This is a genomic window from Sphingomonas oryzagri (assembly GCF_029906645.1).
Classification (GTDB): domain Bacteria; phylum Pseudomonadota; class Alphaproteobacteria; order Sphingomonadales; family Sphingomonadaceae; genus Solisphingomonas; species Solisphingomonas oryzagri.
This window is the reverse complement of sequence record NZ_JARYGZ010000001.1, coordinates 2,174,369-2,186,069: the sequence shown is the minus strand read 5'-3', so window position 1 is coordinate 2,186,069 and position 11,701 is coordinate 2,174,369. Positions and strand designations below refer to the sequence as shown.

Here is an 11,701-nt window from a genome sequence, read left to right as displayed (position 1 = left end):
CTTCTTCCGAACTGAAGCCGTCATCTAAAATGCCGGATGACTTCAGCATCGGGGGATTGCCATGAAGTTTCTGATCACCGGAAACATGGGCTATGTCGGGCCTTCCGTCGTCAAACAGTTGCGGGAGCGCTATCCGGACGCGACAATCGATGGCGTTGATGTTGCCTTCTTCGCTCAATGCCTGACGACACGCCGCGCAATTCCGGAGAGGCATCTGGATCGGCAGTATTTTCGCGATGTGCGGGACCTGACCGAGAGCGATCTCGCCGACTATGACGCGGTCATCCTGCTCGCGGCGATCTCCAACGATCCGATGGGCGAGCGTTTCAGCGACATCACACTCGCGATCAACCGGGACGCGGCCGTCGAGATCGGCTATGCGGCTTCGCGCGCCGGGGTGCGCAACCTCGTCTTCGCATCCAGCTGCAGCGTCTATGGCGTCGCGGAAGGCGGTGCTCGGCGCGAGGATGATCCGGTCAATCCGATGACGGCCTACGCCATTTCCAAGATTGGGGCAGAACAGGGCCTCGCCGGGATCGGCGGGGACATGACGATCACCTGCCTGCGCTTCGCGACCGCCTGCGGCATGTCCGATCGGCTGCGCCTGGATCTGGTCTTGAACGACTTTGTGGCGGGCGCGCTCACCACCGGGCAGATCACGGTGCTCTCCGATGGAACGCCGTGGCGGCCGCTGATCGATGTCGCGGACATGGCGCGCGCCATCGAATGGGCGGCGACCCGGCCGGCGAGCAACGGCGGTCGATATCTGGTGGTGAATGCCGGGGCGGACAGCGCCAATTATCAGGTTCGCGACCTGGCGTGCGCCGTGGCCGGTGCCGTCGAGGGTTGCACCGTCTCGATCAACGAGCAGGCGCCGGTGGACTCGCGATCCTATCGCGTCGATTTCAGCCTGTTTGCGAAGCTGGCGCCCAACCATCTTCCCCAGGTGACGCTGACGGACTCGATCGCCAATCTGGTGGCGGGACTGCGCGACATCCATTTCGCGGACGAGGATTTCCGGACGTCCGATTTCATCCGCCTGCAGGTTCTCAAGAGCCTGATCGCGCGCGGAACACTGTCGGACGACTTCGGCTGGGCCGATTGGAAGCCGAGTTCGAAACCCAAGGTTCTCGAGGAGATTCACGCATGAAGGCGGTTCTTCTGGCCGGCGGGTTCGGTACCCGACTGAGCGAAGAGACGGCGATCACCCCGAAGCCCATGGTGGAAATCGGAGGCAAGCCGATCATCTGGCACATCATGAAGATGTATTCGCACTATGGCATCCGGGATTTCGTCATTCTCGGCGGTTACAAGGTGGATTACATCCGATCCTATTTCCTGAATTATCAGGCGAAGAGCTGCGATGTCTCGATCGATCTGCGCAGCGGCCGGGTCGACTGGTTGAGCTACGCGTCCGATGACTGGCAGGTGACGATCCTCGACACCGGGCTCGAAAGCATGACGGGAGGGCGCATCAAGCGCGCTCGCCATCTCCTGCAGGACGGCCCCTTCTGCCTGACCTACGGCGACGGCGTCGCGAACGTGAACCTCGCCGAGCTGATTGCCGCGCACAAAGCCTCTGACGATTGGTGCACGCTCACCGCCGTCACCCAACCGGGCCGCTTCGGGGCGCTGCGTGTCAGCGATACGGGGCGACAGGTCCACGGGTTCAGCGAGAAGGGCGCCACCGATGGCGGTATGATCAACGGCGGCTTCTTCGTCTGCAGCCCCGAAATCTTCGACCTGATCGACGGCGACGACACGGTGTTCGAAGCCGAGCCGATGAGCCGGCTGATCGCCCATGGCAAGCTCGGCTGCCACATCCACACCGGTTTCTGGCAAAGCATGGATACGCTGCGGGATCGACACGTGCTGGAGGCGCATTGGGCGAGCGGCCGGGCACCCTGGAAGATCTGGCCGGATGTGCGCGAACCCAATCTGTCGATCTTGCGACGCTCGGCATAGCGAATGTGCGTCGGCCCTGTGTGCGGCCGATCTCCTAGCATGACTGATTTCCGCAAGCATGGAAGCAACGATGATCTTCGAACCATCGAGGCTGGAAGGGGCTTTCCTCATCCGGCTGGACCTGCATCATGACGAACGTGGCGCATTCGCGCGGACGATGTGCCGGAGGGAACTGGCCGAGCATTCGATCAGCGAAACCTTCGTCCAAGAGAATATTTCGCTATCCGCGCACGCCGGCACCATCCGTGGCATGCATTTCCAGCGTCCGCCCTACGGCGAGGGAAAGCTGATCCGATGCATCAGGGGCGCCGTCTACGATGTGATCGTCGATGCGCGCCGCGGTTCGCCGACCTATCTCCAAAGCCAATCCTATGTTCTGGACAGCGCGACTAGGGATCAACTCTATATACCGCGCGGATTCGCGCATGGATTTCAGACTCTGGTCGATGATGTCGAGATGACCTACCTGATGACCGACTTCTACCGGCCCGGCGCCGAGGCGGGATTCCGGTTCGACGATCCGGTGCTGGGGATCGAATGGCCACTTCCGGTGGGCCCGATCTCGCAGAGGGACCTGGGCTGGCCACCGCTGGCCGGCGCGATCGCCCCGGCGGCATAGTCGTTGCGCGATCGACCCGGCCCAGGCGAAGGATAGGACAATGGCCGATACCGATGTCGTTGTGATCGGCGCCGGCGTGATCGGGCTCGCCATCGCGCGCCGGATGGCACAATCGGGCCTCGACGTGATGGTCCTGGAAGCCAATTCCGCGATCGGGATGGAAACGAGTTCCCGCAACAGCGAAGTGATCCACGCCGGGCTTTATTATGCGGGATTGCCGCTGAAATCGTCGCTGTGCATCGCCGGCCGGAAGATGCTCTACGATTATTGCATCCAGCGAGACGTGCCGCATCGGCGGATCGGAAAGCTGATCGTGGCTTTCTCTGATCGGGAGCTCCAGGCGCTGGAGGACATCCATCGGCAGGCATGTACGGCCGGGGTCGACGATCTGGAGATGCTGGACCGTTCCCGCGCCCGCGATATGGAGCCGGAGCTGGCATGCGCATCCGCGCTCTATTCGCCATCCACAGGCATCATCGACAGCCACGCTTACATGCTCGCGCTCCTGACGGATGCCGAGGCGGCGGGCGCGCAACTCGTCAAGCGCACCCATGTCTCGGCTCTCGCGCGCAGCGATACCGGCGACTGGCGGGTCTTCATCGAGGGGGAGTACGATGCGGTCGTATCGGCTCGTTTCGTGGTGAACGCCGCCGGACACGGAGCCTGCGAACTCGCGAGCAGGATCGAGGATCTGACCCCGCACCTGGTGCCGACCCGCCATTTCGCGCGGGGTTCCTATTTTCTCTATCATGGCCGGGTGCCATTCTCCCACCTCATCTATCCGGTTCCGGTTCCCGGCGGGCTGGGGACGCACCTCACGCTCGACATGGGTGGACAGGCGCGGTTCGGGCCGGACGTCGAGTGGATCGACAGCCTCGATTACAGCGTGGACCCGAACCGGGCCGATCGGTTCAGGGCCGCTGCCGCCCGGTTCTGGCCGGGGTTCCGCGCCGATTTGCTGCAACCGGATTATTGCGGCATCCGGCCGAAGCTGGGTGGGGCGGGGGCGCCGGCGTCCGACTTCCAGATCCAGGGGCCGGACGATCACCGCCTTGCCGGCCTCGTGAACCTTTACGGCATCGAATCTCCGGGGCTCACCGCATCGCTGGCGATCGCCGAGGTCGTTGCCGCCCGGCTCGGCATCGCCAACTGAGATGGCCTGGCGTCGCGCAGCCGTCGGCGCTCCGATAATCATTTCGATGGTCGGGATAATCCGGATGCGTGGCCGTTCGCCAATAAGCGGATGTTGGCGAAGCGTCGCGCCCGGTTAGGCTCACGGATAGCGTGGCCGGCTTCGATCGTGGCCCGGCTCGACCATGACCGCACAGATGATGCCGCGACGCGAAACCCGCGTCCGTGATGCCAGGGGGATTTATGCAGACCGATCCACAAGCATCTGTTGTCTGGTGGTGGCGAGGCGCGGGGCAGGCAGGAGCGGCCGGAGATGTTCGTGCCAGTGCCGGTGCACGGGATGCGGGGCCATCGGCGGCACGACGCGTCCGAAACTACGAATCCATACAATATCTGCGCGGTATTTCGGCCGTGATGGTGATATTCTATCATGCGGCCATCCAATCGGCCGCGATATCGGGATTGTATGTCCCGGCCTCAGGCAAATTCGGCGTCGACATATTCTTTGTCATCAGCGGATTCGTCATGTGGACCGGGGTATCCGGCCGCCCGACGAGCCCCGTCATATTCCTCAAGAAACGGTTCTGCCGGATCGTGCCGCTTTACTGGGGCTTCACGCTGATCGCCGCCTTGATTGCGCTCCTGATGCCGGGGCTCCTCCGTTCGACGATCTTCAGTCTTCCGCATCTGGCGGCGTCGCTCGCATTCATCCCCTGGATCAACCCGGCCGCGTCGAGCCCTGAATTGATCGAACGATTGACGCCGGTCGTCACTCCGGGGTGGACGCTCAATTTCGAGATGCTCTTTTACGCCATGTTCGCGTCGATCCTGATGTTGCCGCGATACCTGATGTTCCTGGCGCTATGCCTGGAAATGGTGTTGCTGCACTATTGCGCCGTCGCGCTCGGGGGGCAGGCACCGCTTGCGCAATTCTATGCGCAGGGCGTGATGTTCGAATTCCTGTTCGGGGTGGCTGTGGCGATCATCAATGCCCATTACCGGCCGCCGATGCGGCTCATAGCCGTAGCTCTCGTTCTGGCGGCGCTTCCCGTCCTCCTCTGGGCCGATCTGGTCCAGCCGGTCGAGAGTCGGTGGCTGTGGCTGGGCATTCCGGCCGCCGTGCTGGTCGCCGCGCTGGTCAGAATGGAAAATGCGGGCTGGATGCCACGGGCGGATTGGCTGGGCCGGATCGGCGCCGGAACCTACAGCATCTATCTGAGCCACGTCTTCGTCATCGCCGCTGCGAGAATAGTCATCCAGCTATCGGGAGCGGCAGGGTGGATGATGCAGCCGCTCGTCTTCGTACCGCTTGCCATCGTGGCGTCGGTCGGTGTCGGCATGTGCGTCCATTATCGGATCGAGCGGCCGGTCACGGCCTGGTGGAGCCGGGCGCTGGGTGTCGCATAGGCTGCTTCTCGCGGAGCGGTCGCCGGCTGGAGCGGATCCGAAGCGGTGCAGGCGCCGCGCCGCATATATCCTGCAAGTAGCCACAAGGGGGCCGCGATCTTGATTGTATAGACCGCGTTGCCGCCGATGAGCAGGTTCATGAAAAAGAAGATGCCGATGCCCCAGCTGCATCGTTTGCGATCGGGCGATGTCGCCGGAACGATCAATGCGATATAGAGCCACACGGCGATCGCTCCGAAGATCGAAGCCGCATAGAGCGTGTAGGAATAGCCGCTGTCGGGAAAGGTATCTGCCGCGGACACCGCGCGCAGGCCGAGCAGACCCTGGATATCCGTCTGGGAGAGCATCCTGATCGAGAGTCCGATACGTCCCGCGAGATCGTCCTCTTTCGAATCGCCCAGATGATACGTGACCGCCAGCGCGAGGCCGATCATCAGCAGCGGCAGGATGATGGTTCCAAATCGCGGTAACAGGGGAAAGAGAAAATATCCGGCCGCGCAGATGACGGCGATCGAAGATGCTGTTCTGGAGTTGTTCGATAGAAGGACGAACAGGATCAGGGCGATGCCGATGATCCTCTCATGGTGCTTGGCGCTGGACCAGACCGAAGTCAGGTAGATCGTGCAGAAGGTCGCAAAATTCGCCAGCGAGGTCTGCTCGAGAAATATCGAGGACGTTCTCGGGGTGGAGAAAATACCGTAGCTGAATCGTCCTTCGAATCCGAGCGCATTGCCGAACAATCCGGTATTGTCGAAATCGTTCTCGCCGAGGCTTCGCGTGTTGACGTAATAAGAGAAAGGATTGAACAGGTTGGAATAGGTCTTGATCGATACGATCTCGATGATCATGACGCTGCCCACCAGGATCACGCTAAGCATGAAGCAGGTCCGCAGCGTCGCCCGGCTGCATCGCAATCCCAGCATCGTGAATATGACGATATCGGCCACATTGCGCATCATGCCGATTACCGGCGTTTGATTGACGATCGAAAGCAGCAGCGTGCCCAGCAACGACCCGACGGCAAAGACCACGACCGGCGTGTCGAAGGGGCGAAGCCCGTCGGAAAGGATGAGCGCGGCTCCAGCGGCCAGGATCACGAATTCGATCAGCGCCACCTGCGTCAGCGATGCGGCGGAGACGTGCGCATTGGCGATTGCCAGCAGGGCGTTGTAACCGAGAGCAGCGAGCAGGATGATGACGATGCGGTAGTCGATTTCCGCTTCATTCGATTCCGTCCCGGATTTCACGTTCCCCGCTTCGCCGCCGCGGTCGGATCTGCTCCGCATGGGGGCAGAGGCGGGCGCCCTGCCAGCGTCTGGCATCGTGATATAGGGAGTCCACATTCGGTCGCCTCCGCAGATTTGTCCTTTCCCCGGAAGACGGCGCCGCCCCCACAAAACCGATCTGCTCGTGTTTCATGCTGGCAGCGCCTGTCTTCCGTTTCGTTGTCGACGGTAAATCGAGGCGATGCCAAGGTGCATTCGATTAAGATGAGGCGAGACGTTCATTCATCGGATATAGTTAGAAGGGATTAGGCGCCATCTTAAGGTCTATTGCGTCGGCCGATATGGCGTGGTCATTTTCCGGTACTTGCGGGGCAAGACGCGAGCACGGCTTTGCGCAGACGGGCATCTTGCAAAGAGCTTGGGATATCGACCAGCGGGGGATCGTGATGACGTCGGTGTGCGCAGTCGTCGTGACCTACAATCGCAAGCTGATGCTGGAGCGCTGCCTGACCGCGCTGGCGGCGCAGACGATCCCGGTTGAACATATCGTCGTGATCGACAACGGCAGTTCGGACGGAACCGCCGCGATGCTGGCGCAGCGCGAGGAGGCCAACCTGCTGGTGACGTCGCTGCCGGTCAATACAGGGGCGGCCGGAGGCTTCAGCACCGGCGTGAGGCGCGCTTACGAAACCGGCGCCGATGGCATCTGGGTGATGGACGACGATGTCTTTCCCGACCCCGATGCGCTGGAAGAATTGCTGCGGGCCCAGGCGAGCCTTGTCGAGCGGGCGGCGTCGTTCGCCTTCCTCGTGTCGGTGGCGCGGTCGTCCGGCGGCCAGCTCACCGAGGTTCCGGATATCGATCGCCGTCCCAACCGCATCGGTTTCCCAGGCTGGCCCGAACTGATCGAAGATGCGTTGATCCCGGTTCGCGGGGCGACGTTCGCGTCGATTCTGCTCCCGCGCGAGACGCTGCGGCATCACGGCTTGCCGATCGCATCGATGTTCATCTTCGGCGAGGATCGCGAATTCACGGTCCGCGTCACGCAGGATCGACCGGGCTTCCTGGTCGGCCGCAGCAAGGTGGTCCACGCACGCAAGATCGAGGGTGTGCTCGACATCTGGACGGAAACAGATCGGACGCGGCTGGGATACCAATGGTATCTGCATCGCAACACGACATCGACGGTGCTGAGATACGAACGCAAGCGGCAGTTCGCCTATCACCTGGCGCAGCAGGCCTATACCGCCTTGAAGCTCGCGATGCATGGCCGGTTGAAGCGATGCTGGGTCGTGGTCTCGGCGACATTTGCCGGCTTGCGCTTTCGCCCGGCCATCGAGGCGGTCGAGGGCTTCGCCAATCCGTCTCCATCGCAATCCCTGCATCAACCGTAGAGAGGTTAGGTCATGGAGGCATCGGCCCGTCCGGATTTCACGGGGTGCCGTGCACTGGTGACGGGTGCGGGGCGCGGGATCGGGCGGGCGATCGCGCGCGAGCTGGCTTATTGCGGGGCGGCCGTGCTCTGCGTGGCACGCACCCAGAGCGAACTCGATGAAACCGTCTCCGGCGCGGGCGACCGCGCGATCGCGGTTTCATGCGACATCGGCGATGCGGGCGCCGGCGACAGGCTGATGCACGAGGTGGCGCACCATCTCGGCGGCCTCGACATCCTCGTCCACTGTGCCGGCATCTTCGTGAGCGGGTCCCTCGAGCAGACTCCGCTGAGCGAACTGGATCGCCTCTACGCGGTGAATGTTCGCGCACCCTTCGCGCTGACGAAAGCGGCCCTGCCGGTGCTGATCCGAGAGCAGGGCCAGATCGTGTTCATCGGATCATCCATTGTCCGGGCGGCCAACCTTGCCGGGCGTGGTGGATATGCCGCGATGCAGGCCGCGTTCAAGGCACTGGCCGATGCGACGCGCGATGAGGTGAACGATCGTGACGTTCGGGTTCTGATGGTCACGCCGGGAACCACCGCGACGCCGCGGCAGGCGCGCATCTTTGCCCAGGCGGAACGCGAGTATCGACCGGAGCGCCTGCTTCAACCGGAGGATGTCGCGCAGATGGTATGCGCGGCGCTCAGCCTCCCGAGAACGGCGGAAGTCACCGACATTCAAGTGCGGCCAATGCTCAAGAGCTGATGGCGAGGCTGCGTATCTCAAGGGGGATTGGCATATGGCGAGGCAGGGTGCGATGGCGATGGAGCTGAACCCGATATCCTCGGCCGGCGAACAGACCGTCGGCGCGGACATCGAGGCGCTCGTCGGGCGGCTCTATCCGATCTGCCGCAGCATTACCGGCGACGGCGTCCGCAAGACGCTCTCCATCCTGTCGGAACATATCGCGATTCGTCGAATCGAAATCCCTACGGGGATGGAGGTGTTCGATTGGACGATCCCAGAAGAATGGAATATCCGCGATGCCTATATCGCCGATCTTTTGGGCCGCCGTATCGTCGATTTCGGCGCGAATTCGTTGCATGTCGTCAGCTACAGCGTGCCCGTTCACCAGATCATGAGCATGAGCGAGCTACGCCCGCATCTTCATATCCTGCCCGACCAGCCGGATCTCATTCCGTATCGCACGAGTTATTATAACCGGAACTGGGGTTTCTGCCTCAGCCGGAACCAGCTCGAGGCTATGGGAGACGGCCCTTTCGAGGTCCGGATCGATGCAACGCTGGAGCCTGGCAGCTTGACCATCGGCGAAATCTTCATTCCGGGCGAGATCGCCGAAGAGATCCTGATTTCGACCCACATCTGCCATCCTTCGATGGCGAACGACAATTGCTCCGGGCTGGCCATCGCGGCGTTCATCGCCGCCCGCGCGGAGCGGGCCGGTTTGCGCCACTCGTTGCGGGTGCTGTTCGTTCCCGGAACGATCGGGTCGCTGGCATGGCTTGCGCTGAACGACGCTGAGACATGGCGGATCGCGCACGGGCTGGTGATCACCGGACTGGGTGACCGGGGCGATTTCACCTACAAGCGCAGCCGGCTGGGAAATGCCAGGATCGACCGGGCGGCCGTGCACGTCCTGAGCGGATGTGGCGGCGATCCGAAGATCATCGATTTCAGCCCCTGGGGTTATGACGAACGGCAATATTGCTCGCCGGGCCTCAACCTTCCCGTAGGTCGACTGACCCGTTCGCCCCATGGCGAGTTCCCAGAATATCACAGTTCGGCGGACGATCTGACTTTCGTATCGGCGGAGGCGCTTGAGGAGGCCCTCGTCGCGATCGAGGACATCATCGCGGTGATCGATCAGGATCGCACCTATCGCTCGACGAATCAGAAGGGTGAGCCGCGCCTGGGCAAATACGGCCTGTATCGGACGGTCGCGGGGCAGAGCGGCAAGGTACCGGAAATGGCGATGCTCTGGGTGCTCAATCTCAGCGACGGGCGCAATTCGCTGCTCGATATCGCCCAACGCTCGGGGCAGCCTTTCTCGGAGATCAGGATGGCGGCCGATGCGCTCCATGGGGCGGGGCTTCTGGAGGATGTGTCGAAGCGAGCCGGGTGAAACGCGAGGCGATCGCCCGCAATCCGGTTACGGCGATGGCGGATGGTTCGCCCCCGCCGATAAGCGGGGGCGGTCCCGGCTCTCGTTCAGGCGGCCTGTCGCGTCAGCGCGTGGACGACATGGGGCGTCGGCATCGGGACGATGAAGCCTCCCCGGTACGCGGATGCGGAGACCACCTGGGCGATGATCTCATCGGAAAGATTCCAGGGCAGGATCATGATGAAGTCGGCATCCGATTCCGCGATCGCGCTCGGATGCAGGATCGGTATGTCGACGCCGGGCAGGAACTTCCCCTGTTTCGATGGTGCCCGGTCGACGGTGAAGTCGATCATGTCGGCACCGATGCCGCAATAGTTCAGCAGCGTGACTCCTTTGGCGGGAGCGCCATAGGCGACGATCCGCTTCCCCTCGGCGCGTATGCCGGTGACGAGATCGACCAGATGGCCTTTGAGGGTTTCGATCTGGCCGGCGAAACGCAGATAGACATCATCCCCGTCGAGCCCGTGATCGAGCTCTTCCTGCAGGATACGATCGACGTTCGCGGAAATCGGATGATCGGCGTCATCCCGACAGACGAAGAAACGGATCGATCCGCCATGGGACTCCAGTTCCTCGACGTCAAAGACACGAAGCCCTGCCGCACGGAATATCCGGCTGGCCGCGATCAGCGAGTGATAGGAGAAATGCTCATGATACATCGTGTCGAACTGGTTGCGCTGCATGAGGCGCAGGAGATGCTGGACCTCGATCGTGGCGACGCCTTCCGGCTTGAGGATCTTGCGGATACCGCTCGCGAAGCCGTTCACGTCGGGAATGTGGGCGAAGACGTTGTTCGCGGTCACGAGGTCGGCCGGGCCGCCGGATGATACGATCCTGTCGGCGAGTTCGGCGCCGAAGAAGTCCTGCCAGGTTTCGATGCCTTTCGCGCGCGCGGCGTCGGCAACGGATCCGCAGGGTTCGACCCCCAACGCCGACAGGCCATGCGCCTTCGAAAATTGCAGGAGATATCCGTCGTTGCTCGCGATCTCGATGTGCCTGGATCCGGGCGTGAGGTCGAAACGCGCGATCATGGCATCGACATAACGCCTCGCATGCTCGAGCCATGACGTCGATTCAGAGGAAAAATAGACGTAGTCGTCGCGGAAGATCTCGTCGGGATTCTTATAGTCGACAGTCTGTGCAAGCCTGCATTGACTGCAGACCATGACCTTCAATGGGGTAAGGCGCTCCGGAATGTTCTGCGTATCCGGCAGATCGTTTGCGATCGGCATCAACCCCAAATCGGCGAGGCAAATCTCCAGCTTGCTGTTGCAATGCCGGCACAAGGCGACGTGACTCTTCATGGCAGACCCCCGCATCGATTGAGAAATCGAGAGGTAGACAAACATGGAGCATGATGACGCGCAATCGAGCATGCCGATCTGTCGGGCATTATAAAGGGGGATGCGATGATGCGGATGGTGCCTAAAAAGGATGTGACACAGAGAAATTTCGATATCTCTGCATAATCCTTGTCGGTGAATTGATGCCGAGTATCGCTGCGATCTCCATTTCTGTGATCCCTGTGGGGTCTGGAGATTCGCGGGGACCAAGGGCCACTTTGATCATTTCGCCGCGGGCGACCGTGCGTGTTCGTCGTCAGCACCAATGGCACAGAGTAGCGACTGGGAAATAAGGAGGGTTTGGGCTTCGTCGCAGTGACGAAGGAATTTCTCGACAAGCCATTCCCTGCCGAGGCGGATCTGGCCACGACATTCATCGTGAGTCGCACGGTGACGCGCGAGGCGGTCGAGATGCAGACGGCCAAGGATTGCTGAGCGCGCGGCCACGGCAA

At 61.9% G+C, this 11,701-nt stretch carries 11 protein-coding genes; 9 read left to right on the top strand and 2 right to left on the bottom strand.

Features of this window, described 5'->3' with window-relative positions; genetic code table 11:
* Positions 1–61 precede the first annotated feature (61 nt).
* From QGN17_RS10555 to QGN17_RS10535, 5 genes are all read left to right on the top strand, one after another.
* A complete protein-coding gene (locus tag QGN17_RS10555; RefSeq protein ID WP_281044433.1) occupies positions 62–1,150 on the top strand; it encodes an NAD-dependent epimerase/dehydratase family protein in 1,089 nt (362 codons plus the stop codon).
* On the top strand, positions 1,102–1,965 hold the full coding sequence (gene rfbF, locus QGN17_RS10550; RefSeq protein ID WP_281044432.1) for a glucose-1-phosphate cytidylyltransferase: 864 nt from the start codon (positions 1,102–1,104) through the stop codon (positions 1,963–1,965). Before QGN17_RS10555 ends, rfbF begins: the two co-directional genes overlap by 49 nt.
* Positions 1,966–2,035: 70 nt before the next feature.
* Positions 2,036–2,584: a dTDP-4-dehydrorhamnose 3,5-epimerase gene (rfbC, locus tag QGN17_RS10545; RefSeq protein ID WP_281044431.1), complete on the top strand. Its 549-nt coding sequence runs from the start codon at positions 2,036–2,038 to the stop codon at positions 2,582–2,584.
* A 40-nt stretch (positions 2,585–2,624) separates the two neighbouring features.
* Complete coding sequence (locus QGN17_RS10540) at positions 2,625–3,737, top strand: NAD(P)/FAD-dependent oxidoreductase (RefSeq protein WP_281044430.1); 1,113 nt, start codon at positions 2,625–2,627, stop codon at positions 3,735–3,737.
* 221 nt (positions 3,738–3,958) lie between these two features.
* Positions 3,959–5,122: an acyltransferase family protein gene (locus QGN17_RS10535; RefSeq protein ID WP_281044429.1), complete on the top strand. Its 1,164-nt coding sequence runs from the start codon at positions 3,959–3,961 to the stop codon at positions 5,120–5,122.
* Here QGN17_RS10535 and QGN17_RS10530 read toward each other — a convergent pair.
* Positions 5,065–6,408 (bottom strand): hypothetical protein, encoded by a 1,344-nt coding sequence (locus QGN17_RS10530; protein ID WP_281044428.1) that lies wholly within the window; start codon positions 6,406–6,408, stop codon positions 5,065–5,067. The genes QGN17_RS10535 and QGN17_RS10530 overlap by 58 nt on opposite strands.
* A gap of 386 nt (positions 6,409–6,794) precedes the next feature.
* Between QGN17_RS10530 and QGN17_RS10525 the strand changes: the two genes are divergently transcribed.
* Genes QGN17_RS10525 through QGN17_RS10515 form a run of 3 tightly spaced genes read left to right on the top strand, consistent with a single transcriptional unit; the run spans position 6,795 to position 9,867 of the window.
* Positions 6,795–7,742, top strand: coding sequence for a glycosyltransferase family 2 protein (locus QGN17_RS10525; protein WP_281044427.1), 948 nt, complete (start codon positions 6,795–6,797; stop codon positions 7,740–7,742).
* Positions 7,743–7,754: 12 nt separating this feature from the next.
* A complete protein-coding gene (locus QGN17_RS10520) occupies positions 7,755–8,489 on the top strand; it encodes an SDR family oxidoreductase (RefSeq protein WP_281044426.1) in 735 nt (244 codons plus the stop codon).
* A gap of 34 nt (positions 8,490–8,523) precedes the next feature.
* Entirely contained in the window at positions 8,524–9,867 is a 1,344-nt protein-coding gene (locus QGN17_RS10515) for a DUF4910 domain-containing protein (RefSeq protein WP_281044425.1), read from the top strand.
* An 86-nt stretch (positions 9,868–9,953) separates the two neighbouring features.
* Here QGN17_RS10515 and QGN17_RS10510 read toward each other — a convergent pair whose 3' ends face one another.
* Positions 9,954–11,459: a class I SAM-dependent methyltransferase gene (locus tag QGN17_RS10510; protein WP_281044424.1), complete on the bottom strand. Its 1,506-nt coding sequence runs from the start codon at positions 11,457–11,459 to the stop codon at positions 9,954–9,956.
* 90 nt (positions 11,460–11,549) lie between these two features.
* Between QGN17_RS10510 and QGN17_RS20890 the strand changes: the two genes are divergently transcribed.
* The gene (locus tag QGN17_RS20890; protein ID WP_313790157.1) at positions 11,550–11,684 is read left to right on the top strand and encodes a hypothetical protein; all 135 of its coding nucleotides are present in this window, start codon (positions 11,550–11,552) and stop codon (positions 11,682–11,684) included.
* Positions 11,685–11,701: the final 17 nt, after the last annotated feature.